23 protein-coding genes are annotated in these 25,594 nt (G+C 65.7%); 9 read left to right on the top strand and 14 right to left on the bottom strand.

The features are described 5' to 3' along the window. Positions 1 to 19 precede the first annotated feature (19 nt). Positions 20 to 508, top strand: a complete 489-nt coding sequence (locus N5J73_RS01665; RefSeq protein ID WP_049444369.1) for a cold-shock protein — start codon at positions 20 to 22, stop codon at positions 506 to 508. 213 nt (positions 509 to 721) lie between these two features. On the opposite strand, the gene N5J73_RS01660 is transcribed toward N5J73_RS01665, so the two are convergent. Beyond that, a complete protein-coding gene (locus N5J73_RS01660; RefSeq protein ID WP_143568484.1) occupies positions 722 to 1,351 on the bottom strand; it encodes a hypothetical protein in 630 nt (209 codons plus the stop codon). 375 nt (positions 1,352 to 1,726) lie between these two features. Between N5J73_RS01660 and N5J73_RS01655 the strand changes: the two genes are divergently transcribed. Next, positions 1,727 to 3,232, top strand: coding sequence for a YifB family Mg chelatase-like AAA ATPase (locus N5J73_RS01655; RefSeq protein ID WP_164078555.1), 1,506 nt, complete (start codon positions 1,727 to 1,729; stop codon positions 3,230 to 3,232). 7 nt (positions 3,233 to 3,239) lie between these two features. On the opposite strand, the gene N5J73_RS01650 is transcribed toward N5J73_RS01655, so the two are convergent. The 4 genes from N5J73_RS01650 to yidA all read right to left on the bottom strand — a co-directional run bounded on the left by N5J73_RS01650 (position 3,240) and on the right by yidA (position 7,586). Beyond that, entirely contained in the window at positions 3,240 to 3,536 is a 297-nt protein-coding gene (locus tag N5J73_RS01650) for a hypothetical protein (RefSeq protein WP_049444356.1), read from the bottom strand. 24 nt (positions 3,537 to 3,560) lie between these two features. Beyond that, positions 3,561 to 3,950: a hypothetical protein gene (locus tag N5J73_RS01645; protein WP_049444354.1), complete on the bottom strand. Its 390-nt coding sequence runs from the start codon at positions 3,948 to 3,950 to the stop codon at positions 3,561 to 3,563. A gap of 107 nt (positions 3,951 to 4,057) precedes the next feature. Continuing rightward, positions 4,058 to 6,376: a TonB-dependent receptor gene (locus N5J73_RS01640; protein ID WP_049444352.1), complete on the bottom strand. Its 2,319-nt coding sequence runs from the start codon at positions 6,374 to 6,376 to the stop codon at positions 4,058 to 4,060. 376 nt (positions 6,377 to 6,752) lie between these two features. Next, complete coding sequence (gene yidA, locus N5J73_RS01635; RefSeq protein WP_049444349.1) at positions 6,753 to 7,586, bottom strand: sugar-phosphatase; 834 nt, start codon at positions 7,584 to 7,586, stop codon at positions 6,753 to 6,755. A gap of 149 nt (positions 7,587 to 7,735) precedes the next feature. Here yidA and N5J73_RS01630 point away from each other — a divergent pair, with 149 nt between their 5' ends. After that, on the top strand, positions 7,736 to 8,398 hold the full coding sequence (locus N5J73_RS01630; RefSeq protein ID WP_049444347.1) for an exopolysaccharide biosynthesis protein: 663 nt from the start codon (positions 7,736 to 7,738) through the stop codon (positions 8,396 to 8,398). Positions 8,399 to 8,488: 90 nt separating this feature from the next. Here N5J73_RS01630 and N5J73_RS01625 read toward each other — a convergent pair whose 3' ends face one another. After that, the gene (locus N5J73_RS01625; RefSeq protein WP_049444345.1) at positions 8,489 to 9,799 is read right to left on the bottom strand and encodes a sorbosone dehydrogenase family protein; all 1,311 of its coding nucleotides are present in this window, start codon (positions 9,797 to 9,799) and stop codon (positions 8,489 to 8,491) included. Next, complete coding sequence (locus tag N5J73_RS01620) at positions 9,792 to 10,232, bottom strand: DUF2231 domain-containing protein (protein ID WP_041863928.1); 441 nt, start codon at positions 10,230 to 10,232, stop codon at positions 9,792 to 9,794. Before N5J73_RS01620 ends, N5J73_RS01625 begins: the two co-directional genes overlap by 8 nt. Before the next feature lie 310 nt (positions 10,233 to 10,542). On the opposite strand from N5J73_RS01620, the gene N5J73_RS01615 reads away from it, so the two are divergent. Together N5J73_RS01615 and N5J73_RS01610 are read left to right on the top strand one after the other, a co-directional pair. Further along, entirely contained in the window at positions 10,543 to 12,309 is a 1,767-nt protein-coding gene (locus N5J73_RS01615) for a S8 family serine peptidase (RefSeq protein WP_049444342.1), read from the top strand. Beyond that, positions 12,309 to 12,887, top strand: a complete 579-nt coding sequence (locus N5J73_RS01610) for a hypothetical protein (RefSeq protein WP_049444341.1) — start codon at positions 12,309 to 12,311, stop codon at positions 12,885 to 12,887. The genes N5J73_RS01615 and N5J73_RS01610 overlap by 1 nt, the downstream gene beginning before the upstream one ends. A 143-nt stretch (positions 12,888 to 13,030) precedes the next feature. On the opposite strand, the gene N5J73_RS01605 is transcribed toward N5J73_RS01610, so the two are convergent. The 5 genes from N5J73_RS01605 to cyoA are packed head-to-tail and all read right to left on the bottom strand — an operon-like array spanning position 13,031 to position 17,576. Then, positions 13,031 to 13,711 carry an SCO family protein gene (locus N5J73_RS01605; protein WP_049444339.1) on the bottom strand — a complete coding sequence of 227 codons (681 nt, stop codon included), beginning with the start codon at positions 13,709 to 13,711 and terminating at the stop codon, positions 13,031 to 13,033. Positions 13,712 to 13,722: 11 nt separating this feature from the next. Continuing rightward, complete coding sequence (gene cyoD, locus N5J73_RS01600) at positions 13,723 to 14,055, bottom strand: cytochrome o ubiquinol oxidase subunit IV (protein WP_049444337.1); 333 nt, start codon at positions 14,053 to 14,055, stop codon at positions 13,723 to 13,725. 1 nt (position 14,056) lies between these two features. Continuing rightward, positions 14,057 to 14,692 carry a cytochrome o ubiquinol oxidase subunit III gene (gene cyoC / locus N5J73_RS01595; protein WP_080281857.1) on the bottom strand — a complete coding sequence of 212 codons (636 nt, stop codon included), beginning with the start codon at positions 14,690 to 14,692 and terminating at the stop codon, positions 14,057 to 14,059. Continuing rightward, complete coding sequence (gene cyoB, locus N5J73_RS01590; RefSeq protein ID WP_014038802.1) at positions 14,689 to 16,665, bottom strand: cytochrome o ubiquinol oxidase subunit I; 1,977 nt, start codon at positions 16,663 to 16,665, stop codon at positions 14,689 to 14,691. The genes cyoC and cyoB overlap by 4 nt, the downstream gene beginning before the upstream one ends. 5 nt (positions 16,666 to 16,670) lie before the next feature. Continuing rightward, entirely contained in the window at positions 16,671 to 17,576 is a 906-nt protein-coding gene (gene cyoA, locus N5J73_RS01585; RefSeq protein ID WP_049444335.1) for a ubiquinol oxidase subunit II, read from the bottom strand. 183 nt (positions 17,577 to 17,759) lie between these two features. On the opposite strand from cyoA, the gene N5J73_RS01580 reads away from it, so the two are divergent. The 4 genes from N5J73_RS01580 to N5J73_RS01565 are packed head-to-tail and all read left to right on the top strand — an operon-like array spanning position 17,760 to position 21,632. Next, positions 17,760 to 19,175, top strand: a complete 1,416-nt coding sequence (locus N5J73_RS01580) for a PLP-dependent aminotransferase family protein (RefSeq protein ID WP_049444333.1) — start codon at positions 17,760 to 17,762, stop codon at positions 19,173 to 19,175. Between the two features lie 55 nt (positions 19,176 to 19,230). Further along, positions 19,231 to 19,509, top strand: coding sequence for a hypothetical protein (locus N5J73_RS01575; RefSeq protein ID WP_239508856.1), 279 nt, complete (start codon positions 19,231 to 19,233; stop codon positions 19,507 to 19,509). Further along, positions 19,509 to 20,108 carry a DUF6436 domain-containing protein gene (locus N5J73_RS01570; RefSeq protein ID WP_279940474.1) on the top strand — a complete coding sequence of 200 codons (600 nt, stop codon included), beginning with the start codon at positions 19,509 to 19,511 and terminating at the stop codon, positions 20,106 to 20,108. The genes N5J73_RS01575 and N5J73_RS01570 overlap by 1 nt, the downstream gene beginning before the upstream one ends. Before the next feature lie 9 nt (positions 20,109 to 20,117). Further along, a complete protein-coding gene (locus N5J73_RS01565; protein ID WP_049444331.1) occupies positions 20,118 to 21,632 on the top strand; it encodes a PLP-dependent aminotransferase family protein in 1,515 nt (504 codons plus the stop codon). Between the two features lie 83 nt (positions 21,633 to 21,715). On the opposite strand, the gene N5J73_RS01560 is transcribed toward N5J73_RS01565, so the two are convergent. Together N5J73_RS01560 and N5J73_RS01555 are read right to left on the bottom strand one after the other, a co-directional pair. Beyond that, on the bottom strand, positions 21,716 to 23,017 hold the full coding sequence (locus tag N5J73_RS01560) for an aminotransferase class V-fold PLP-dependent enzyme (protein WP_049444329.1): 1,302 nt from the start codon (positions 23,015 to 23,017) through the stop codon (positions 21,716 to 21,718). Then, complete coding sequence (locus N5J73_RS01555; protein ID WP_080354799.1) at positions 23,017 to 25,419, bottom strand: TonB-dependent receptor; 2,403 nt, start codon at positions 25,417 to 25,419, stop codon at positions 23,017 to 23,019. The genes N5J73_RS01560 and N5J73_RS01555 overlap by 1 nt, the downstream gene beginning before the upstream one ends. Positions 25,420 to 25,594: the final 175 nt, after the last annotated feature.

Below are 25,594 nucleotides of genomic sequence, written 5' to 3'. Positions count from 1 at the left end.
CCTGTGTGCGGGGTGACGAATGAAGATGCACGGCCTTGCCGCTGCGGTGATGTGCATCGCGGTGATCGGCGCAGTATGGGCAGCATGGCCCGAGCCCGCGGGCGATCAGGTGTGGGCCTACCAGAAGCTGCAACCGGCCGATTACCAGTTGCTGCACAGTGATGCGCTGGGCTTCGTCACTGCGAAGGCGCAGGAGGGCTTTGAACTGCGCACGCGCCATGCCGGGGTGACGTCCTTCGAAATCCGCTGCAAGGGCGTGCTGGTGCTGGACGTGGAGAACGCGCCCTCGCGCGTGCTGATCCGCATGCCTGCCGATGCACGGTGGCGGGCGCCGGACATCGAGCGTCTGCGCATCAGCTTCGAGCGTTGGCTGGATCTGCACCAGAGTGAGGGCCGGTTGCTGGTGGAAAGTGCGGGGCCATCGTGGGTTGAGGCGTGGTTGGGGCGCTTCAATGGGGCGATGCCTGATGAGCAGCGGTGTCTATCTGGGGCGCCGCACCGCGATTGACGAGAATCCCCCTGACCGGCCGTCCATAACACGACGCCACCCGATGCCCCCCCGTCCTGAGTTGCCCCGTACTGATCGATGAAGCGCTGATCTTATCGATGGTTCGGAACTCCGGAGCGACGTCAGGGTCGGAGGCGATCAGCACCTCCAACCGGCAGTGGGATCCAGGCAACTACGCCGTACCAGTCCTGGGACATTCACGGCCGCCTCAACTTAGTCCGGCTTGCGCTCTTCACTTGAGAAAACGCCATTGCCTCGCTCGAGAAAGAACACCGACTCCGGAATAGCGCTGTTGCCGATGTTCCTGACTCCAACGCCGATCACTCCCCTTTTTCTATCGAAGTAGAAGGAGTTGGCGTGGACGCCATCCCTTTCCACATCCACCTTCAGAACTTCGCGATCATCGGCCAGCATGGGAATGGAGAGGACCTCTACCACGTCGAAGGTAAACTCACCCTCCTTGTACCTGTCACCAACCTTCCCTCCATCAGGCACCTTGTAGAGCGCCATGAAGTCAACCTTAAGGCAGTCCGAGGAACCGCCAGTTTGACAAGGCTCAAGTTTTCCGAACTCGTTGCCGTACCCAAAAAGACCTTTCTCACGAAGTATGGTCAACCTGGAATCGACACCATTTGCTGAGTACCGCATATCTGGCGCGTAGTTTATGTATAGGACATCATCCGCCCTGGAAGGGATACTCACCACCATGGTGGCCAACGCAACTGCTGTGGCCAGTAGTCTCAGCTTCATCATCGCCCCTTCGGTCCTATCCTTATGTTCCGCGACGCGTACTCCATGATCAGGTTGAAGTATTCGCTCGCGTTTCACGGAAATCCCCCTCATCCAAGGCTCGGTCTTGCCAGACGGTTTCATACCCTCCGGCAGCTGGCTCTCAGCGCCCGCAATCTGACCCGATAGATCGCCTCTCCGGATTCATTGCTCACACCCACGCGCAGACCGGGCAACGAAAGGCAACCAATGAAAGAGAGGAACCCAGCCCACGGCGGAATCGACTTTCGCATACCCACTTCTCTGCGTCAGAGCTGAGCAAGCCTTCTGTGCCCCCACCTTGGCGCGCATGGAGCCACTATATCGCCCTCCAACTTCGCTGTTGAACACGCCTTTCCAGAATCCCCCTAGCCACGCCACCAGCAATTCCCGATAGCCCCCGCAGAACACCTGTCGCACCATCAAGCCCCCCTCCGCAGGAAACCACACATGAGCCTGGCGCTGGTCCACAGCCGTGCCCGCGCCGGGGTCGATGCCCCACTGGTGCGGGTGGAAGTGCATCTCTCTGGCGGCCTGCCTGTCACGCAGATCGTGGGCTTGGCGGAAACCAGCGTCCGCGAATCACGCGAGCGCGTGCGTGCCGCGCTGCTCTGCGCGCGCTTCGACTTTCCGCAGCGACGCATCACTCTGAATCTCGCGCCCGCCGACCTGCCCAAGGAAGGTGGACGTTACGACCTGGCCATCGCCCTGGGCATTCTGGCAGCCAGTGGCCAGGTCGATCCGCAGTCACTGCTGCAATACGAGTTCCTGGGTGAGCTTGGCCTGACCGGCGAACTGCGGCCGGTGGCCGGTGCGCTGCCCGCCGCGATTGCGGCGGCTGATGCCGGGCGCATCCTGGTGGTGCCGCCGGGCAATGCCGCCGAGGCGGCGTTGGCCGAGCACGCTGATGTGCGTGTGGCGCGTACGCTGCTGGAATGCTGCGCCGGGCTGGGCAATCCGCGCCTGTTGCCACCCGTGGAGCGCGTGGACACGACACCATTGCCACTGCCCGATCTGGCCGACGTGCGCGGGCAGGCGCATGCACGGCGCGCGTTGGAAGTGGCCGCTGCCGGTGGGCACCATCTGTTGTTGATCGGTAGTCCTGGCTGCGGCAAGACACTGTTGGCCTCGCGCCTGCCCAGCCTGTTGCCGGATACCGAAGAGACTGAGGCGCTGCAGCTTGCCGCAATTGCGTCGGTGAGTGGCGAAGGGCTGGACCCAAGACGTTGGCGGCAGCGGCCCTTTAGAGCGCCCCATCACAGCGCGAGCGCGGCGGCGCTGGTGGGTGGGGGCAACCCGCCCTGCCCCGGTGAAATATCACTGGCCCACCATGGAGTCCTCTTCCTTGATGAGCTCCCAGAATGGAACCGCAGCGCGCTGGAAACCCTGCGCGAGCCACTGGAATCCGGCCACATCCGCATCGCCCGCGCGGCGCGCAGCGTGCAGTACCCCGCACGCTTCCAACTGGTGGCCGCGATGAATCCCTGCCCGTGCGGTTGGTCCGGTGACCGCAGCAACCGTTGCCTGTGCAGCGACGAACGCATCAACCGCTACCGTGCGCGTGTGTCCGGTCCGTTGCTGGACCGTATCGACCTGCATATCAGTGTGGCGCGTATGGACGCGGTGGAGTTGCGGGAGAGCACGCCACTGGGTGAGCCCAGTGCTGCGGTACGTGCACGGGTAGAAGCCGCCCATGCCCGGCAGCAGACGCGTGGCGGGCTCAATGCGCATCTGCCGCCGGCGGCGCTGCGGGCGTGCACGAAGCTGAGCGAAAGCGATCAGGACATGCTTGAACAGGCCATCGAGCGCCTGCAGCTTTCCGCACGTGCGATGCACCGGATTCTGCGCGTGGCGCGCACGATTGCCGATCTGGCGGGTTGCGAGGGTATCCAGACCGCGCATCTGGCTGAGGCGATCGGGTATCGGCAGTTGGATCGGGGAAAGCCAGGGGTATGACGAAAGATCACATCAGGATGAAGGAGGCGCGCCGCGTCTCGTCAAACTCCAGGCTATTCACTGGAAGGACGCCAATGTCGGGCAGTAGGCCAAGAGTGTGACGCTCCCATACCTCCGAAGGCCCCGCGATATCAGCATCCACGGCATGAATGCGATACACCGGCGCGTAGTCATCCCGTTCGGCCTCGAACGGACAGTCAAGCACCCAGCGCTTTGATGCGCTATCGGTCACCAGCATCATTCGCGGCAGGTCATGGAATCCGCGATACGCCAAGATGCGGTACTGCCCCGGAAGAAGAACCATCGGAACTCTCGGCAGATTCGCGGTTCAGCGGCCGCGTCCGAACAGTACACTCCGCTTTGCCAGCAACGCCACCCGACGGCTGACCAGCGCGTGGAGCTCCGCAAGCTCCGACGCCCGGTCAGCCGTCATGTTCCCGCCAAACAGCACCCGTGACAGTCCCGCCGCCTCGCTGTCCTCCGGGTGCTGCCACCGGTCCCGGTACACCTTCTGGCACACCAACCAGGCCAGCCGCAGCCCACCACCGGGCAGTGGGCGGACCACGCGTTCGTAGACCTGCCAGAACTGGTATTCGGCCCGCAGGTCGATCGCCGGCGCCACGGACAGCGCCTGCCGGGGCCGTCCTGGGCCCCGGATGCCGAACAGCGGGGTTCGCGGGTTGTACTGAGCCATGCCAACAGGATGACCCGGCAACATTGTGGGAACCTTGCGTCGCCGCCAGAAAATCCCTGTTGATTGCCCAAGGGGGGCCATGTGGGTTCTGGGGGGCCGCCAAGTGCATCCCACGCATGGCGTGGATCTACCTAGAAGGTCATCGAGGTACTGAACATCAACTGCCGTGGCGCGCTGCGCTGCAGGGTCTGGTAATCCCCCGAGAACGACGAGCCGGCGATGGTGGCGGTGCCGATGTTGTGGCGGTTGAACAGGTTGCTCACGTCCAGCCGCAGCTCCAGGCCGGGCACGGCGCTGTCCGTACCGAAGCGGTAGGCGGCATAGGTGTTGACCTGCCAGAAGGTCGGCACGCGGATGTCGTTCTCGTAGGTGAAGGGCTGGCGCAGGTAGGAAGTGCTGGTGGCACCGAAGCGCCAGTCACCGAAGTGCGCGGAAAGATCACTCACCAGCGAGATCTGCGGGTAGCCCGGCTGGGCGTTGCCCTTGATCGGGTACACCGTGTCACCCACCACGAAATCGCTGTCGTAGTACGAACGGGCCACGGCCACGCCCTGGTAGAACTGCAGGTGGTCGGTCAGGTCGGCGGTGATGCCGAGGTCAGCACCGATCACGTGCATCTTGGGCATCAGCCGCACGGTGTTGATCTGCGCGAACTGGGTGCCGATCGCGGCCGACAGCAGGCGGTTGCGGATGTCGTTGTAGAACACGTCGCCGGTGATTGTCAGCCGGTCGAAGCGATGCGACGCGCCTACGGTGAGGTTCCAGTTCTTCTCCGGGCGCAGCGTGCCCGCCACGCGATCGAACTCTTCCTGGTCGCTGATGGTCCATGCCGACGCGGTGTAGCCGATGTTGCCGCGCTGGGCCACGCGGTAGCCGTTCATGGTGTTGGCCAGGTCGATGAAGGCATCGGTAGATTCGGTCGGGCTCCAGAACAGCGAGACATGCGGCAGGAAGTTGCTTTTCGCGCGCAGCGTGCCGTTCACCGGCCGGTCCTTGGCATCACCGAGGCCGCCACCACTGGTGCGGAAGTCCACGGCCTTGAAGCCGACACCCAGCTTCAGCGTGTCGTTCAGCACGATATCGTCCTGCAGGTAGAACTGACGCGAGCGGGTCACCCAGCTCGAAGCGTTGTCGGTCTTGAACGCGGGACCGTACACATCGAACGGACCGGTGGCCTTCAGCGGCGGGCCCTCACCCAGCAGCGGCTGCTGGTACCACTCGGTCTTGGCCGCGGCCTTGCTCTTCTCCTGCCAGAAACCGGCAGTGAAGGTGTGCGCGCCGGTCTCGAACTGCAGGTTGACCATGCCGCCCAGCCGGTTGAGGCGCGGCGTCTGCACCTGTTCGGAGAATGGCGCGCCGTTGTGCGACGGTACGGTCGGGTCGGTCAGCGTGGCCTGCGTATGGCTGTTCGCGTTGTACAGCTGCACGTTGCCGCTCAGGGCCGGGGTGATCTGGAAGCGATGGTTGATCGAGGACACGCGGTCGCGGGTGATCTGGCCGGTGTCGTACGGAATCAGTTCGGACAGCTCACCGCAGGTGTAGGCGCCGCAGGATTTGTCCGCATTCTCCGGCGAGGCCACGTACCACGCCCACGCGTAATCGGGATAGAAGATGTCGGCCTTCCAGCCCAGCTTGCGGATCATGTCGAAGGAGATGTTGTTGTAGCCCCAGACCTTGGCCTTGCTGTCAGAGAGGAACACAGTGAAATCGCCCCAGGCGACGTCCTGCTGCAGCTTCAGGTCGCCGCGCAGGAAGTTCTGCGTGCCCTCGCCCTGGTACTTGTCGGCGGACACGCGCTGCAGGTCGACCAGCACTTTCAGGCCATGCTCACCGAGCTGGCCGCTCTGCCCGGACACGGTGGTGACCAGCGTGTTGTTGCTGCCCACGCCCTGCTTCACGCGCAGGCTGGGCGTGTCCTGCAGGTCGCGCAGGCGGTATTCCAGGCTGCCGCCGTTGACGCTGCTGGAGAACACGCTGACCGGCGCACCACCGGGGCTGACTGTGATCGCGCCGATGCCATCGGGCACGCCCACGTTCACCACGCTGGTGCCGGTAAGCGAGAGGAAGCCGTTGTCGTTCAGCGGCACGCCTTCGAAGGTGATGCCCATTTCGTTCATGCGGAAGCCGCGCACGAACAGGCTGGTGGCGGAGATATCCAGGCCCAGCCCGTCGGTGGCGGTGTAGCTGGCGCCCGGTACCTGCTTCAGCATGGCCAGGCCGTTGTTGCCGGTGACCATCGCGTCGAGGTCTTCTGCCTTGATGATGTAGCGGTTGGGGCCGACCACCTGGGTCGGTGCCACGGCCGCGCCGCGCGGTGTGGCGATGACCTGCAGGGCGTTGAGCGTGGTGGGCGAGTCGTGCGCGGCATCGTGCGTTTCTGCGGCGTACGCAGGTGCGGTGATGGCCGCGATGATGGCCAGGGCGAGGCGCGTCGTGGGTGGGGTGTTCATGGGCAGATCCAGAGTGCAGGGAGAGAGCGGCGCAGGCGCACGCCCAGCGCGTTGCAGCACCGGTGTCGGCGCCCTGGCTGGCGGTGCGATTGCGTTGAGGGGTGACGGCGCGGTGCGCGCCGGTCAGCAGACGAAGACGATCATCTGCCGTGGGATTCGATGAGGTGATTTCGACGTGCGGAATTCTTGCATCGCACTGCCGCATCCGCCATTGCACCGTGGTACAGCGCGAATGGCGATGGGGATGGGGGGGCTATACGTGGGTATAGCTTCGGCGTGGTGGGGGCCGACCTTGGTCGGTGCTCGTGTGCCAACCAAGGTTGGCACCCACCGGAGCGGATGAGGTTGGCACCTACCGGGGCATAGGGGCGCGCGGTTACTGCAGGACGAAACGCTCAATGGCGCTCGCCACGCCTTCATCGGCATTGCTGCTGGTCTCAAACCGCGCCACCGCCTTCACCGCATCGATGGCATTGCCCATCGCCACGCTGGTGCCGGCGTACTGCAGCATGGTCAGGTCGTTCTCCTGGTCGCCGATGGCCATCACGTTGGCGCGGTCGATGCCCAGATGCTCGGCCAGCTTCTGCAGGCTCGGGCCCTTGCCGGCGCGGTGGTCGAACACTTCCAGGAAGTACGGCGCGCTCTTCAATACTGCGAAGCGCTCGGTCAGTTCGCTGGGCAGGCGCGCGATGGCTGCATCCAGCACCTCGGGTTCGTCGATCATCATCAGCTTGATGAAGGACATCGACGGGTCCATGTCTTCCACGCGGCGATAGGACAGCGGCATCCGCGAGAGATGCGAATCGGCCACGGTGTAGTAGCTGATGTCCTGGTTGGGCGTGTACATGCGCTGGCTGTCCAGCGCCTGGAAGTGCACGCCCACTTCGCGGGCCACCTGCTCGCAGAACAGGAAGTCGTCGAAGCTGAGCGGATACTCGACCACGGTTTCGCGCGTGCCGATGCGCTGCACCAGGCCGCCATTGCAGGCGATGCAGTAGTCGTCGTTGCCGGTGATGCCGAGCTCGTGCAGGTACGGCGCCAGGCCCGGAACCGGGCGGCCACTGGTCAGCACGATGTGCACGCCCAGCGCGCGCGCCTGCGCGATGGCCTTCCTGGCGCGTGGGGTGAGCTGGTGCGACGGGTCCAGCAGGGTGCCATCCATGTCGATGGCGACCAGTTCGATGGTCGATTGCCTGCGGCCCATGTCCATTGCGTTCAACTCATGCGGGGCACGCCAGTTTACCCCCTCATGCCCGGTTCACCTCTTTGCCCACGTTGGCCGGGATACTGCAGGAGCCTGTGCGTCCCCCACCGCAGGACGGCCCGCTGACCGCCCTTCCCTGGAGAACCTTGCGACGCATGACCTACCGTGCCCCCGAAACCAACGACAGCGCGCCCCTGGCCCAGCAGATCGAGCAGATGATTGACGAGCTGCCCGGCGACCAGGTGAGCGTCGGCACCCTGCTCAGCGCGCTGGGCGATGAGGGCCTGCTGCTGATCGTGATCCTGCTCTCGGCCATCTTCATCATTCCCGTGTCGATTCCCGGGCTCAGCACGGTGTTCGGCGCCTCGATCCTGCTGATCGGCCTGAGCCGGGTGCGCAACCGCCCGCTGTGGGTGCCGCAGAAGCTGGCGCGCCGCGAGATCGCCACCGACAAGCTGAAGGCCAACCTGGGCCGTGCGCTGAAATGGGTGCACCGCATGGAGCGGCTGTCGCGGCCGATGCGGCTGGCGGTGATGGTGCGCTCGAAGAAGATGATGCGCCTGAACAACCTGATGCTGGTGTTTGCGACCCTGCTGCTGATGGCGCCGGCTGGGCCGATTCCCTTCAGCAACACGTTGCCGGCGCTGGCGCTGATGTCGTTTGCGATTGGCTTCATCCAGCGCGATGGTGCGGCGGTGGCAGCCGGCTACGGTTTCGTGGTGGCCACGGTGGTGTACTTCGGCGTGCTGCTGGGCGGCGTGGGGTTTGCTGCCGAGTCGGTGTTCAGCGGGTTCCGCAGCAGTACCGCGGAACTGTAGAGCCGAGCCCATGCTCGGCTGCCATTCGTTCGGTGCACGGAAATCCCCGCGCTGCGCGCGTAAGCCGAGCATGGGCTCGGCTCTACAGAATTACTTGGCTGAGACCCGCCACACCACGTCGCCCACGTCGTCGGCCACCAGCAGCGCGCCTTCGGCATCCATCGCCATGCCCACCGGTGCGCCCATCAGCGTCTTCTCGTCTTTCGAGGCGAAGCCACTGACCACGGTCTGCGGCCGCCCGGTCGGCTTGCCGCCCTTGAACGGTACGTAGACCACTTCGTAGCCGCTCAGTGGTGAACGATCCCAGCTGCCGTGTTCGCCGATGAAGGCACCACCGTGGTACTGCGCCGGCAGCGCCTGGCCGGTGTAGAACAGCAGGCCCAGCGGTGCCACGTGCGAGCCGATGGCGTAGTCGGGCGTAATGGCCTTGGCCACCAGGTCCGGCCGCTGCGGCTGCACGCGCTCGTCCACGTGCTGGCCGTAGTAGCTGTAGGGCCAGCCGTAGAAGCCATCCTCCTTCACCGAAGTGAGGTAATCAGGTACCAGGTCAGCACCGATCTCATCGCGTTCGTTCGCTACCGCCCACAACGTGCCGGTGCTCGGCTCCCAGTCCAGCCCGGTCGGGTTACGGATACCGGACGCAAAGATGCGGCTGCCACGGGTGGCTACGTCCACCTCCAGCACCACCGCGCGGCGGTATTCGACGGCCAGGCCATTTTCAGTGATGTTGCTGTTGGACCCCACGCCCACGTACAACTTGCTGCCATCGCGGCTGGCCAGCAGTTCCTTGGTCCAGTGGTGGTTGATGGTGCTGGGCAGGTCGGTGAACTCGCGGCCCTTGTCGGACATGCGGGTTTCGCCGGGCACGTAGTGGTACTGCATGATGTTGCCGGTGTTGGCCACGTACAGCGTGTCACCGATCAACTGGATGCCGAACGGCGAGTGCAGGCCTTCGATGTAGACGTGCTGGGTCCAGGTGTTCGTTCCCGGCGTGCGGCGCAGCAGGGTGACCCGGTTGCCGCCCTTGCCGGCCTTGCCCGAGCGCGCCTTCACCTTGCCGGCGATCCACTGCTTGGGCGTGGTGACCGCCTCTTCGCCGGGGCCATTGCCCTCCACCACCAGCACATCGCCGTTGGGCAGCGTCAGCAGCCGCCGCGGATGCTGCAGGTTGGCGGCGATGCGCTCGATCTTCAGGCCTTCGGCCACCGTGGGGGCCTGGCCGTCGGCCCAGCCCACGCCCTTGGGCACCTGCATCGGCGGCATCAGGAAGTTGGCCGGCTTGGGCAGTGGTGGCTGCGGTCCCGACTGGTCGGTGGGGTGGTATTCGGCCTTGCCCGCGCAGGCCGACAGGGTGACGGCCACCGCCAGCGCGGCGACGGTGGGCAGGATGTGCTTAGCCATGACGACCTCCCTGCAGCACCGGCGGCTGCAGTGACAGCAGGATCAGGCCCAGGGCGATCAGGGCCACGGTCAGCGCCGACAGGATCGTGCCCGGCACCGCGACGGCATAGGCGTCGCGGCTGTGCACGAAGGCGTTCCAGATGGCCAGCACCACGGCGACCAGATTGAGGAAGAAATCGATGCGGTCGATGCGGGTGGCCGTGCCGTTGCGGCGCCAGACCGCGAACAGGTTGATCAGGCGCGGCACGATGGCGATCAGCAGGCCGAACGTGATCAGCCAGGCCGCGGCCTTGCCCCACATCACCTCGGCGCTGTTGAGATAGATCGCGTCGAAGATCAGGGCACCGACGAAGAAGCCGAAGGGTATCGGGTTCAACAGGCTGAACAGCGTGGTGCCGAGGCCGCGATGGGCCTGGGCCAGAGGGTTGACCATCATCGTGCTCCGATGCGGAAGGGTGCACAGGCTGTAGTAGCACAGTGCGATGTGAGGGCGCGCGATGATGCTGGGTAGATTCGCGCCATGCGTGGATACGCGTGCCAACCAAGGTTGGCACCTACCAGATGCGGGCCGCTGCAGCCGTCATTACCCCACGGCATAAGCGTTTGTGACGCAATTGGCACATCTGCAGATTGCTTGTGTGAAGAGGTAGGGAGTTCTTCGTTGTGTCGCGTTTGGCTCGTTGCGATGGGGCAGATCCGCCCCGCCGTCCTGCCATGCCGATTCACAACAGAAGGATTCGTGTATGAAGCGACACACGCAACGCACCGCGCCACCGCGCTCCGCGCGCCTGGCCCTCGCCACTGCGCTGGTACTGGGCAGCCTGGCCGTCACCGCCCAGGCCCAACAGGCCGATCCACTGGCGGCAATCCAGTGGCACCTGCTCAATACCGGGCAGACGGTCCCGGCCGACACACTGCCGGTGGCCGGCAACGACCTGAACGTGGATGGTCTGTTCCGCAATGGCATCCGTGGCCAGGGCGTCACCATCGCCATCGTCGATGATGGCCTGCAGATCGCCCATCCGGACCTGGCGGCCAACGTGGCCGCTGTAGCCGGCAAGAACTTCACCAATGGCTCGAACAACCCCACCCCGACCAACCCGGATGTCGACAACCACGGCACCATGGTCGGCGGCATTGCTGGCGCGGTGGGCGCCAACAACCTGGGCGTACGCGGTGTGGCGCCGGCGGCGACGCTGAAGGGCTTCAACCCGATTTCGCGCTCAGCCCTGGGCAACCAGCAGAGCAACATCGAGTACGCCTGGTGGGACGGCGCGGAGTCGGCCGACGTGCAGGTGTTCAACAACAGCTGGGGTGCCGGCCCGGGCAATCCGAACCTGCCGCTGGCGTACAGCGAAAACACGATTCGTTCGTATGAGCAGGCACTGTCGGGTACGCGCGGTGGCCGCGGCGGCATCTACGTGAAGTCGGCGGGCAACAACTTCAACAATGCCTCGATCAGCCAGACCCAGGATGTCTGCACCACCGACACCAAGAACCGCAACACCGGCTGCGTCCCCGCCGGACGCGATCCGCGCAACAACCTGTTCAACGTGATCACCGTAGGCGCGGTGCGCGCCGATGGCGTGCGCTCGTCGTACTCCTCCACCGGCTCGGCCCTGTGGGTGTCGGCCTTTGGCGGCGAGTACGGCCTGCAGGCACAGTACGCCCCCGGCCTGGTGGCGCGCGCCTACGACCCGGCCATCGTCACCACCGACGTGACCGGGTGCGCGCAGGGCAGCAACAAGAACACCAACCGCCAGAACACCCTGGACAGCAACCTGTCGGCCATCGACAGCACCTGCAACTACACCGCCAAGATGAACGGCACCTCGGCGTCAGCGCCGATGGTCTCGGGCGTGGCGGCACTGGTGCTGGAAGCCAATCCGAACCTGTCCTATCGCGATGTGAAGTACATCCTGGCCACCACCGCCACCCGCAACCACCCGAACCAGCCGGCGGTGACGCTGGCCGATGGGCGCACGCTGGTGCCAGGCTGGACGGTGAATGCGGCCAACCGCGCCTACAGCAACTGGTACGGCTTCGGTGTGGTCAACGCTGCGCGTGCAGTGCAGGTCGCCGAGAACTTCCAGTCGCTGGGACCGCTGGTCGACAGCGGCTGGCGCAACACCACGCGCACCGTGGCCATCGGCAACACCTCGGCCGCCGCCGCACGCCTGACCTTCCAGTTGGCCAATGGCGCGCGCAACATCGAAAGCGTGCAGCTGGGCTTCCGGGTCACCCACCGCAACACGCGCCAACTGCAGTTCGTGCTGGTGTCGCCCAGCGGCACTCGCAGCGTGGTGCAACCGGCGTTCACCGCGATCGGTTCGGGCACGGGCGGCGCGCAGAGCAACTTCACCAGTTGGGACCTGCTGTCCAGCAATGCCTTCCTGGATGAGAATGCCAGCGGCACCTGGACGCTGGAAGTGACCGACATGGGGCAGGCCGCGACCGCTGCATCGCGTGGCAACCTCGAATTCTTCAAGATCCGCGTTCTGGGGCACTGATGATGAAGACCACCATTCTGTTGAGCACGCTCGCCTTCGCGGCGATGACCTCCCCTGCCTGGGCACAGAGCTCGGGGCAGACCCCTCCAGCCAGGACCCTGTCGACCGTGGATGCGCAGGAACTGAAGGCGTCCGCTACCGGCCGCTCGTTCGATGTGGGCGGCACGCGCTTCCAGCTGTCTCCCTCGACCACCGTGAAGCAGGCCAGCGGCGGTCAGTTCACCATCACCCCGCAGGCGGCGGCGACCGCCAGCTCGCGTGCCAAGCGTTCGCTGGATGGCGCAGCGGCCGCGCCTGCTGATGCCGGTGCCGGCAAGTTCGCGGCGGCCGTCTCCCGTGACGGAGCGCCGGTGGTGGCGACCTCGCGAGTCAAGGTGTTCTTCACAGATGCAGCATCGGCCCAGCGTGCGGCTACCGCCACCGGCGGCACCGTGGTGAAGGTGTCGAAGGCTTCGGGCCAGGCCATCGTGGAGTACCCGTCGGTGAACGCGGCGCTGGATGCGACCACCAAGCTGCTGTCCACCGCCGGTATCCGCGCGACCGAGCCGGACGTGGTGCAGTGGGAAGAGACCAAGTAAAGCGTTGAGTGGTGCCCCGGCCGGTTGGCTGTCCTGGCCGGCCGGGGATTGATGTCAGGGTGTGCCGACCAACGGTCGGCACCCACCGGATTCATGCATCACGTGTCGACCAACGCTCGGCACCCACCGCGGTGGAGGTGACGTCAGCGCGCGGCGAGTGTGTCGCTGTGCTTGAGGCTGCAGCTGGCCAGTGCGTCGTTGCCGGCGGCCGGATGACCAGGTTCGAGCAGCAGGCGCTGCACGTCCGAGAACAGCTTTTCCACCGGCATGCCATACGGCGCGAACAGGCGCAGGCGGCCCTGGCGGTCGAACACGTAACCGCCCGCGATGTGGCTCATGGTGTAGGTATCCGGTACCTGGCCGGGCTCCTTCTCGTAGAACGCCTTGAAGTCGCTGGCCATCGCCGCCAGCTGCGTTTCGTTGCCGACCAGCGCGATCGCCTTGGGGTCGAACGCTTCCACATAGGTGCGGGCGACTTCGGGCGTGTCGCGTGCGGGATCGACGCTGACGAACACCACCTGCAGCTGGTCGGCATCCTTGCCCATCAGGTGCTTCACCTGGCTCAGCTCGACCATCGTGGTCGGGCACACGTCCGGGCAGCTGGTGAAACCGAAGAACAGATAGGTCACCTGCCCCTGCAGGTCCTTCGGGCCGCGCACGGTGCCGTGGCTGTCGGGCATCGACCACTGCTGGCCAAGTTCTTCGCAGGCGATGTCCTTGGAGTAGAAGTCCATGCGCGACTGCGCGCTGCAGCCAGCCAGCAGGCCGAGCAGCAGGCCTGCGGCCAGCCGCAGGCCACGATGGGGGAACGCAATGCCTTTCACGGTTCGCAGGCTCAGTTGATCATCATGTGGTAGTGCATGCTCCAGATGATCCACACCGACAACGCGACGATGATGCACAGGATCACCAGGGTGAACACGAAGCTGGCCAGGTTCCAGCCACCTTCGGACTTGCGGTCCATGTGCAGGAAATAGACCAGCTGCACCAGGATCTGCGCCACCGCGAAGCCGACCAGCAGGAACAGCGTGAGCGGGCGCGACAGCACCGGGTTCATCACCAGTGCGAACGGCACCACGGTCAGCAGCGCGCACAGCACGAAGCCGATCAGGTAGGACTTGGTGGAGCCGTGCGCATTGCCTGCGCGCGAAGTTTCGACGTGGGCCATGTCAGAAGGCTCCAATCAGATAGACGAAGGTGAAGACGCAGATCCACACCAGGTCCAGGAAGTGCCAGAACAGGCTCAGGCACGACACACGGGTGATGTTGGTCGGGGTCAGGCCACGGCGGTAGACCTGGTGCATGACCACCGCCATCCAGATCAGGCCGCTGGCCACGTGCAGGCCGTGGGTGGCGACCAGCGCGAAGAACGCCGACAGGTAGGCACTGGTGCTGGGGCCTGCGCCTTCGTGGATCAGGTGCGAGAACTCGTAGATCTCCATGCCGATGAACGAGGCACCGAGCACGAAGGTCACGCCCAGCCAGCGCAGCACCGCCGAGGTGTCGTGGCGATGCATCGCCAGTACGGCCTGGCCGTAGGTGATGCTGGAGACCAGCAGCAGGAAGGTCTCGGCCATCACGAACGGCAGCGAGAACAGGTCCTTGCCGGTGGGGCCACCGGCGTAGGCGGTGCTGAGCACCGCGTACGAGGCGAACAGCGAACCGAACAGCACCAGGTCGGACATGAGGTAGACCCACATGCCGAAGACCTTCATGCCGCCCTGCTCGTGGCCATGGTCGTGTTCGTGGTGGTCCTCGTGCGCCTGCGTGTCGCTGGCCAGCTCGGGGCGGGTCAACAGGTTCATGCGCGTACCTCCTTCAGCTTGGCAAGGCTGGCCGCTTCGGTGCGCGCCACCTCTTCGGAACTGACGTAGTAGTCCACGTCCTCGTCGTAGGACCGGACGATCAGGGTGACGATCATCGCGATGAAGCTGGCCGCGGCCATCCACCAGATGTGCCAGACCAGGGCGAAGCACAGCACCAGGATCCAGATGTTGAGGATCAGCGGCACGCCGGTGTTCTTCGGCATGTGGATCGGTGCGTACTTCTTCGGCGGCGGCGGCAGGCCGCGCTTCTTTGCTTCGTGGAAGGCGTCCAGCTCATCGGCCTTGGGCACCACGGCGAAGTTGTAGAACGGCGGCGGCGACGGCGTGGCCCATTCCAGCGTGCGTGCATTCCACGGGTCGCCGGTCAGGTCCAGGTTGCGCTTGCGGTCGCGAACGCTCACGTAGATCTGCACCAGCATCAGGATGATGCCCGCGAACACGAACAGCGCGCCGATGAAGGCGGCGATCAGGTACGGCGTCCACGCCGGGTTGTCGTACTGGTTCATGCGGCGGGTCATGCCCATGAAACCCAGCATGTACAGCGGCATGAAGGCCAGGTAGAAACCGATCACCCAGCAGGCGAACGACCACTTGCCCAGGCGCTCGTTGAGGGTGAAGCCGAACACCTTCGGGAACCAGTAGGCGAAGCCGGCCAGGTAGCCGAACAGCGCGCCGCCGATGATGGTGTTGTGGAAGTGCGCGACCAGGAACAGGCTGTTGTGCAGCAGGAAGTCCGCGCCCGGAATGGCCAGCAGCACGCCGGTCATGCCACCGATGGTGAAGGTGACCAGGAAGGCGATGGTCCACAGCATCGGCACGCTGAATTCGACGCGGCCGCCGTACATGGTGAACAGCCAGGTGAAGATCTTCACGCCGGTGGGGATGGCGATGATCATCGTCATGATGCCGAAGAAGGCATTGACGCTGGCACCGGAGCCCATGGTGAAGAAGTGGTGCAGCCAGACGATGAACGACAGGATGCCGATCGCCAGCGTGGCGCCCACCATCGACTTGTAGCCGAACAGCTTCTTGCGCGCGAACGTGGCGGTCACTTCGGAGAAGATGCCGAACGCCGGCAGCACCAGGATGTACACCTCCGGATGGCCCCAGGCCCACACCAGGTTCACGTACATCATCGGGTTGCCACCCAATGTGTTGGTGTAGAAGTTGAAGTCCAGGTAGCGGTCCAGGGTGAGCGCACCCAGCGCCACGGTCAGGATCGGGAAGGCGGCGATGATGATCACGCTGGTGACCAGCACGGTCCAGGTGAACACCGGCATCTTCATCAGGGTCATGCCCGGCGCACGCATGCGCAGGATGGTGATGAACAGGTTGACGCCGGTCAGCAATGTGCCGATGCCCGAAGCCTGCAACGCCCAGATGTAGTAGTCGACACCGACCCCTGGACTGAACTCGATGCCCGACAGCGGCGGATAGGCGACCCAACCGGTCATGGCGAATTCGCCAACGCCCAGCGAGATCATCATCAGCGCAGCGCCGACCACGAAGATCCAGAAGCTGAAGGCGTTGAGGAACGGGAACGCCATGTCGCGCGCACCGATCTGCAGCGGCACGATGATGTTCATCAGGCCGACCACGAACGGGGTGGCCACGAAGAAGATCATGATCACGCCGTGCGCGGTGAAGATCTGGTCGTAATGCTCCGGTGGCAGGAAGCCGTCACTGCCCGGCCCGGCCGCCGCCAGCTGCGCGCGCATCATCAGCGCATCGGCAAAGCCACGCACCAGCATGACCAGCGCCACCACCACATACATGATGCCGATCTTCTTGTGGTCCACGGTGGTGAACCAGTCACGCCAGAGCGGGCCCCACAGCTTGAAGTACGTCACCGCACCCAGCAGCGCAAGGCCACCCAGCACCATGGCCGCCAATGTGACCACGACGATCGGCTCGTGCAGCGGCACGGCCTCCCACGTCAATTTACCCAACATGTTCGTTACTCCTGGGAAACCTGGGCACCGCCGGCAGCGCCCGCCGGGGTCGCAGCAGCGGTGTTCTCACCAACGCCGATGAACTGGTCGATGACCTTCTTGAACAGCAGTGGTTCAACACTGGAGAAGTGCTGTACCGGTGCGTTCTTCGACGGCGCGGCCAGCGCCTTGAACTGGTTGAAATCCAGCGCCTGCGGCGCACTGCGCACCTCGGCCACCCAGCGCTCGAAGTCTTCGTTGCTGCTGGCGGTGGCGATGAACTTCATGTTCGAGAAGCCATGCCCGCTGTAGTTGCCCGACATGCCGCGGAACTGGCCGGGCTCGTTGGCGATCAGGTGCAGCTGCGTGCGCATGCCGGCCATCGCATAGATCTGCCCACCCAGCTGCGGGATGAAAAAGGTATTCATCGTCGAGTTGGAGGTGATGTTGAACGCCAGCGGGCGGTTGGCCGGGAAGTTGAGCTGGTTGACCGTGGCGATGCCCAGGTCCGGGTACACGAACACCCACTTCCAGTCGGTGGCGATCACGTCCACGTGCAGCGGCTCACCGGCCACGTCCAGCGGCTTGTACGGGTCCAGCTCGTGGGTCGACTTCCACACGATCACCGCCAGCACCGCGATGATGATCAGCGGCACGCCCCAGACCACGATCTCCACCTTGGTGGAGTGTGACCAGTCAGGCATGTATTTCGCTTTGGTATTGCCGGCGCGGTAGCGCCAGGCGAACACGAAGGTCAGCACGATGGCCGGTATCACCACGATCAGCATCAGGCCGATGCAGATCAGGATCAGGTCGCGCTGGGCGAGCCCGACCATGCCCTTCGAATCCAGCAGCACCCAGTCACAGCCCGACAGGCCGACGCAGGCCAGGGCGACCAGCGCCAGGCGGATGCGGTTCCAGCAGATATTCATTGGAGGTCAACCCTGTTGAAGAAGCGCGCTTGACCGGCTCGCCTGCGCGCAGCGCCCGGGCGTGGAGCGGCTACACTGTGGGTACGAGGTCGCCTACAAGCAGGCGAACCACTCCAATCAAGCCCATACAAGATACAGCATTGTATGGACTTGTGCATCTGCACGTATGGAAAAAACTGACCGATGACGCCACCTGCCGCCGGCCGCCGCCTGAAACACCCCAATCGCACCTGGGTTCGCCCCTTCCGCGAAGGCGCCGGCCCGCTGTACCTGCAGATTGCCCAGCAGGTGCGCGAGGCGGTGGATGACGGGGTGCTGCGCCCGGGCGACCGCCTGCCGCCGCAGCGTGACCTGGCCCAGCAGGTCGGCGTGGACCTGACCACGGTCACCCGTGCCTTCGCCGAGCTGCGCCAGGCCGGCCTGCTCGACGCCCAGGGCGCCGGTGGCACCTTCATCGCGCTGTCGGCCGGCAACCGCAGCACCTCGGTCGACCTGAGCATGAACATCCCGCCGCTGCTGGGCAGCGCGCCGTTCGCGCAGGGCATGGAGACCGGCTTCCAGCACGTCGGCCAGCAGCTGGGCCAGGGCGAATTGATGAGCTACCACGTCGGCGCCGGCACCCGCGAGGACCGCGCCGCCGCAGTGCAGTGGCTGGCGCCGATCCTGGGCACGGTGGGTGCCGACCAGGTGGTGATCTGCCCCGGCGCGCAGACCGCGCTGTGCGCGCTGATCCTGGCCCGCACCCAGCCGGGCGAGCTGATCGCCGCCGAGCAGCTGACCTACCCGGGCCTGCTGGCTGCCGCGCGCGTGCTGCAGCGGGGCGTGGTGCCAGTGGCGATGGACGCCGAAGGCATGCTGCCTGAAGCGCTGGAAGAGGCCTGCCAGCTGCGTCGCCCGCGCCTGCTGTACCTGGTGCCGACCATCCAGAACCCGACGACGGCGACGATGTCGGCACAGCGCCGGCAGGCCCTGCTGACGATCGCGAAGCGCCACGATCTGACCGTGATCGAAGACGATCCCTACTGGTTGCTGGCCGGTGACGCCGCGCCGCCGCTGGCCGCCCACCGCGATGCCGGCTGCCCGGTCTATTACATCTCCACCCTGTCCAAGTGCCTGGCCCCGGGCCTGCGCACCGCCTATCTGGTGGTGCCGGCCGGCGAGCCGATGGAGCCAGTGCTGGACGCCCTGCGCGCGATCGCGCTGATGCCGACCCAGTCGATGGTGGCAGTGGCCTCGCAGTGGATCCGCAGCGGCCAGGCCCAGGACATGGTGCAGCGCTTCCAGCAGGAGCTGCGCGAGCGCCAGTCCATTGCCGCCCGGTACCTGCCGGCCCGTGCCCAGGCGCATCCGGCCGGCCTGCATGTGTGGCTGCCGTTGCCACCGCGGCTGGACCAGTACCGGCTGATCCAGGCCGCACAGGAGCAGGGGCTCGGCATCGCCAGCTCCGATGCCTTCAGTGTGGAAGAACCGCCACCGGGCAATGCGATCCGCCTGTCGCTGGGTGGCGCGGTTGACCAGGGCGCGCTCGCCGGGGCGCTGGCCAAGCTGAACGAGATCCTGTCCGAAGCCCCCGAGGCCCGCCACAACGCCATCGTCTGAACCGGGTGCATGGCGCTCAATCCATACAAAATGATATTTTGTATGCAATGTATGGATGAAGGGACGTGCATCGATGCGTGCCGAGAGACTGAAGTTCCACTTGGTGATGGCCGGGTGCGGTGGCTTTGTGGTGTTGATGCTGGCCGCGCTGGCCTGGGTCTGCCTGCAACCGCAGTCCGTGGATGTGCAGGCCGCCGAACGCCACGCCATTGAGCAATGCATGCAGCGCAGCGAGGATCCGTCGCGTAGCGAGATCCAGCGTCGCGCGCAGGCCGACTCCTGCCGCGAGATGCGCAAGCAGTACGTGCACAAGTTCGGCGGGGACGCGTCCTGATGGGCGCAGCCGCGCCGCGTCGCCGCTGGCTGCTGCCGACGATGATCGCCCTCGCCTGCCTGTTCATGGCCGGCGTGGCGGCTGCGCTGTGGCAGTACTTCGGCTACAGCGCGCAGTCCACCTTCACCGAACAGGCCATCGTCTTCGACGACTCGCAGCTGCGCCTGCCGGCCGATCTGGCCGGAGATACCGGCCGCATCCGCGTGGTGCATTTCTGGGACCCGGCCTGCGGGGTGTGCAACCGCGAGACCGGTGCCCACCTGAGCTACCTGATCAGCATGTACCACCGCGCCGGCATCGACTTCTACGCGATCCGTCGCCCTGGCACGCAGGGCGAACTGCCCGAGCCGCTGCGCAACAAGGTGATCAACCTGCCGTCCATCGACGGCATCGAGCACATCCCGGCCAGCCCTGCGGTGGCGATCTGGGACCGGCAGGGCCATCTGGCCTACGCCGGCCCGTACAGCATCGGCATGGTCTGCAACTCGGCCAACAGTTTCGTCGAACCGCTGCTGGACAGACTGGTGCGCGGCGAAACCGTGCGCCCCAAGGGACTGCTTGCCGTGGGCTGCTACTGCCCCTGGCAGGCCAAGCGCTGAGGACGCGCAATGACATCACAGGCTCTGGGTGGCGCGACCGCCGCAAACAACAACGGCGGTCACCTGTCCGAACCGACCGATGGTTATGGACAGGCTCCCGCCGTTGGAAGCAACGATACGCCCCGACATGCTCCGTACATGCCGCGACCGGATGTCGCAGCGCGCGAGTGGGTGCAGGACGTGCTCGCGCACAGCGGCCCGATCTACCTGCGCATCGTCAATTCGCTGGAACGCACGGTGCGCCGTGGTGGTCTGGCACCGGGACAGCGCCTGCCCTCGCAGCGCGCGTTGGCGCAGCAGCTCGGCGTCGACCTGACCACAGTAACGCGGGCGTTCGATGAAGCACGCAAGCGCGGCCTGATCGAAGCACGCGGGCCACAAGGCAGTTTCATCGCACCGCCCAAGGCCGGCTTCGACCAGGTGGTGGACCTGAGCATGAACGTGCCGCCGGTGCCTGATGCCGACGCGCTGGCAGAGACGCTGCGCCGTGGTGCCGCCGCCGTGCTTGCACGCAGCAACGCACCGAACCTGATGACCTATCACCTGGGCGGCGGCAACCCGACCGACCGCCACGCAGCGGCGCGTTGGCTGCAGCCGATGCTGGGCGCCGTGGATGACGACTGCCTGCTGCTGACCGAAGGCGCGCAGGTGGCGTTGGCCGCGATCCTGGTCAGCCAGGGCCGCGATGGCGATACGATCCTGTGCGATGCGCTGGTCTATCCGGGCCTGTTGCAGGCCGCAGCGGCGCTGGGGCGTCGGCTGATGCCGGTGGACAGCGACGAACACGGCATGTGCCCTGAAGCGCTGCTGCGGCAGGCGCGTAGTAGCGGTGCACGGCTGGTCTATCTCAACCCCACCTGCCAGAACCCGACTGCGCGGACCCTGCCGCTGCAGCGGCGCGAGGCGCTGGCGCGTGTACTGGAGAGCGAAGGCCTGCTGGCGATCGAGGATGATCCGTACTGGCACCTTGCCGAAGATGCACCGATACCCCTGGCAACGCTGGCACCGCGCCATGTGTTCTATGTGGCGACGCTGTCGAAGGTGATCAGCCCTGGCCTGCGCACCGCGTTCGTGCAGTGCCCGAGCGCTGCGCACGCCGAGGCGATGACGGCTGCGTTGCGGGCGACGCGGCTGATGGGCCATCCGCTGGTCTCGGCATTGGCCAGCCAACTGCTGCTGGATGGTTCGGCGCAGTCACTGCTGGCCCAGGTACGCGCCGAGGCACGCGAGCGCATGCGCATGGCACGTTACCTGCTCGCGCCGTCGCTGCTGCAGCGCGCGGAGGGCCTGCATGCCTGGTGCCGGATACCGGCACCCTGGACCGACGCCACGCTGGTGCGTACCGCACAGCTGCAGGGGCTGGCGATTGCGCCGTCATCGGCGTTCTGTCCGCCGGGGGTCTCGCACCAGTACGGCGTGCGGTTGTCGCTGGGGCTGGCAGCGGATCGCCGGCAGCTGGAGAGCGCGTTGCGGCGGATTGACCGGTTGTTGTTGTCCGATGCGTTGCCGGCGATCGAGCGGTAGGCGGAGAGCATCCACGCAGGGCGTGGATCTACGGGACCCGCTTCGGTAGATGCCAACCTTGGTTGGCACCTACCAGCGCAGGGTCAGGCCAGGGCAGAGAGGGCCCGCGCCAGCGCATCCATCTGCTCCGGCCGGGTGAACACCGACGGCGTCACCCGTACACAGGCACCCGATTCCAGGCCATCGCGATACGTGGTGAAAATCCGATGTTCATCCAACAGACGCTTCTGCAGTGCCTGGTTCTGTTCCACCGAGGTGTGGCCGCGCAGACGGAAACTGGCCAATGCACTGGCCAGCGCCGGGTCCGGCGAAGACAGCACTTCGATATGCGCCATCTGCCGCGCAGGTACCGTCCAGCGCTCGCGCAGGTAGCGCAGGCGCGCCTGCTTGTTGGCCACGCCGATGCGCTGGTGCAATGCGATCGCTTCCGGCAGCGCTAGGTATGCCGCGAAGTTGACCGTGCCGGTGTGCACGCGGCTGCCGACACGGCCATCGTCGGTCTCGCCCATGTAGGGGTCCAGGTCCGCAACGCGACCCCTGCGCACGTACATCGCGCCTACACCGACCGGCGCACCGATCCACTTGTGCAGGTTGATGCCGACGAAATCGGCCTTCAGCTGTGGCACCGCGTAGTCGATCTGGCCAAACCCATGGGCCGCATCGACGATCACGTCGATACCGCGTGCGCGTGCACGCTCGGCGATCTCCGCCACCGGCAGCACCAGCCCGTGGCGATGGCTGACCTGGGTCAGCAAGACCAGTTTCAGGCGTGGCAGCCGCGCGAATGCGGCCTCGTAGGCCTGCAGGATCTGCGCGTGGTCCGGCACCGCCGGCAGCGCGATACGCTCGACCTGCACGCCGCGACGCTGCTGCAGCCAGCGCATCGCGCCGATCATGCTGTCGTAGTCGATGTCGGCATACAGCACCTGGTCGCCAGGCTGCAGGCGGTTGTAGCCGCCGATCAACGCCAGCATCGCCTCGGTGGCGCCGCGGGTCAGTGCGATCTCGTCGGCGCCCACGCCCAGGAGTTCGGCCACCTGCCGCTGCACCGCCATGTACTGCGCCGGGAATTCACGGCGGCCGTACCAGGCGTTGCCGCGGTTCACTTCAGCGGTATGGCGCTGGTAGCTGGCCAGCGTCTCGCGGCCCATCGCGCCCCAGTAGCCGTTCTCCAGGTGGTTCACTTCATCGGTGATGTCGAAGTGGCTGGCCACGGCGGCCCAATAGCCTTCATCGTGGGCCAGCACGTCCGGCGCCACGGTCGTTGCGGGAATCTGCATGGGCGCAGCGTAACGCGTGGCCGCCATGGCTGGCAGTGAAGACAGTGCGGCGGCGGCCGGCAGCAGGGTGCCGGCACGCAACAGGGAGCGACGGGTCGGGTCCATCAGAAGCTCAACCGGTACTGTGCGTACAGGTTGGCACCGTCGGTGTCATACGGTGCATTACGCGAGTAGATCAGGCCGCGGCTGGCCTGGAACACGGCCTCATCCGGGTAGCGATCCAGTACGTTGTCGGCGCCGACGCGCAGGCTGTGGTGCTCGTTGATGCGATAGCCCACCGCGAGGTCGAGGAAACTCATCGCGCCGAAACGCTGGTAGATGTCGCCCACCGCATTGCCGCTGGCGTCGGTCCAGGCACCGTAGTAGCGCATGCGCGCCATCAGCGACCAGGCGCCGATATCCCAGCTGCCGGTGAGGCTGCCCTTGTGCTCGGGCAGGCGGTCTTCAAACAGCACGCGCTGGGTTTCGTTGGTGGCCACCGAGGTGCTGCCGTTGTCCACGCGGGTGCGGTTGTAGTTGTAGGCCAGGGTCAGCGTCATGCGGCCCCCGCCGAGGTCGCGCAGGTAGTTGCCGACCACGTCCACGCCGGTGGTGGTGGTGTCGAAGTCGTTGGTGAAGTAGTTCACCGAGGTGTAGCCCAGCGGGTTGGGCGTACCGGCCGGAATGGCGAAGCTGGCCGACTGGCTGAAGCGGTCGGTGAGCTTGATCTGGTAGACGTCCACCGAACCGGACAGGCCCAGGTCGGTGCGCCAGGTCAGGCCCAGCGAGGCGGTGCGCGATTCTTCGGGCTTCAACGGCTTGGCCCCAAGCAGCTGCGCCAGCGGATCGTTCGGCGACAGGCGGCCACTGGTGAAGATCTGCAGCGTGCGCGTGTCCAGGCCCTGGCTGGTGCTGGTGGTGTTGAGCTGCGCGGGCGTCGGCGCACGGAAGCCGGTGGACACGGTACCGCGCAGGGCCACGTCCGGGGTGATCGCGAAACGCGCCGACAGCTTGCCGTCCAGCGTGCTGCCGAAGCTGGAAAAATCCTCGTAGCGGCTGGCCGCGCCGATGCTCCAGCGCTCGCCCAGCGGCACTTCCATATCCACGTAGGCCGCCTTGCTGCGCTGGCTCCACTGCCCGGCCTGGCTGGCCGAGAAGCCCGGCGCGCCATTGGAGTTGGCCTCCAGGCCCGCGGCCGCGCCCGGGCCGACTGCGTACGAGGCCGGATCACCGGCGCGGACCTGGTAGGTTTCCTGCCGGAATTCGCCACCGAAGGCGACATTGATCGGCTTGGACAGTGCGCCCACATCCCACTCGTAGTTGAAGTCGGCGTTGGCGTTCTTCTCGGTCTGGGTCAGGCGGCCGAGGTCGAACGCGGTCGGGCTGGCCGGGCCGAGCGAGGCATTGATCGAGTTCTTCAGGCTGTAGTCGATCGCGTTACGGCCATACGAAGCACTGACATCCCAGCGCAGCTTGGGCGTGATCTCACCGCGCAGGCCGCCGACCAGCTGCAGGTCGTTCTGCACGTTGCCGTACTGCGGGCTGAAGCCCACCGGGTACAGCGAACGCAGGTTCCAGCCTGGGAAGATCGGGGTGGTGCGGTAGGCGCCGGTGGTGGTATCGGGGTTGCGCCAGTTGAAATCGCTGACGCCATCACTGTGGCTGTATAGGCCGAAGGCATAGAGCTCCAGCGTCTCGCTGGCATTGGCCTTCACGTTGAAGCCGACGCGGCGGCTTTCCAGTTCCGGTTGGCCCCAGCGCTGTACCGGGTTGGGCACCTCCAGCTCCGGATGCGCGGCCTGGAACGCAATGGCATCCGGGCGCTGGCGGGTGCGCGAGGTGGCATCGGAGTTGGACGATTCGGCGAACAGCACCAGGCTGCCGTAGTCGCCCAGCGACCAGCCGGTGCGCGCACTGAAGTCCCGCGACGCACCGTCACCCTGCGCGTACTGCGAATAACCGGCGGTGATCTCGGTGCCCGGGCCATCCTCAAGAATGATGTTGATGACACCGGCGATGGCATCCGAGCCGTACTGTGCCGATGCGCCGTCGCGCAGCACTTCGATGCGCTTGATCGCACTGGTCGGGATCTGTGCCAGGTCGGCTGCCTGCGCACCACGGTTGCCGAGCAGCGCGCTGCGGTGGAAGCGGCGACCATTGACCAGCACCAGGGTCTGGTCCGGTGACAGGCCACGCAGGGTCGCCGGGCGCACGAACACCTGGCCGTCCGCCATCGGCAGACGCTGTACCACGAACGACGGCACCAGCTGGGCCAGCACGTCCTTCAGGTCGGTGGATTGAACGGACGTGATGTCTTCCTTGGTGAACACGTCCACCGGCGCCAGCGTTTCGAACTGGGTGCGGTTGGAGGCGCGGGTGCCGGTGACCAGCATCGCGTCGAGCTGGGTGGGTGCGGCGCGGCTGCCGCCTGCGGTATCGACCGCATCGGCCTCCGCTGCGATCGCGCCTCCTGCGCTGGCCATGGAAAGGGCAAGGAGGATGGAACGCGAAAGCTTCGAACGATGCACGGCAGGGCTCCGGGAGGACGCGACAGGGCCAGCACCTGTGCGCACACAACAGGCCTGGACAAGGCGCGCAGTCTCGGCCCGATCTGTGAAGGAGGCATGACGTCAGTACGACAGCTTGATGCCGCACAGGCGCAAGAACTGCTAAGCGCCGCGCCTGCCGATCCGCTACTGTGCC

The sequence above is a fragment of the Stenotrophomonas sp. GD03654 genome, from assembly GCF_029845105.1.
Lineage (GTDB): Bacteria > Pseudomonadota > Gammaproteobacteria > Xanthomonadales > Xanthomonadaceae > Stenotrophomonas > Stenotrophomonas africana.
The sequence above is the reverse complement of the archived record's forward strand: the minus strand, read 5'-3'. Positions and strand labels throughout refer to the sequence as shown.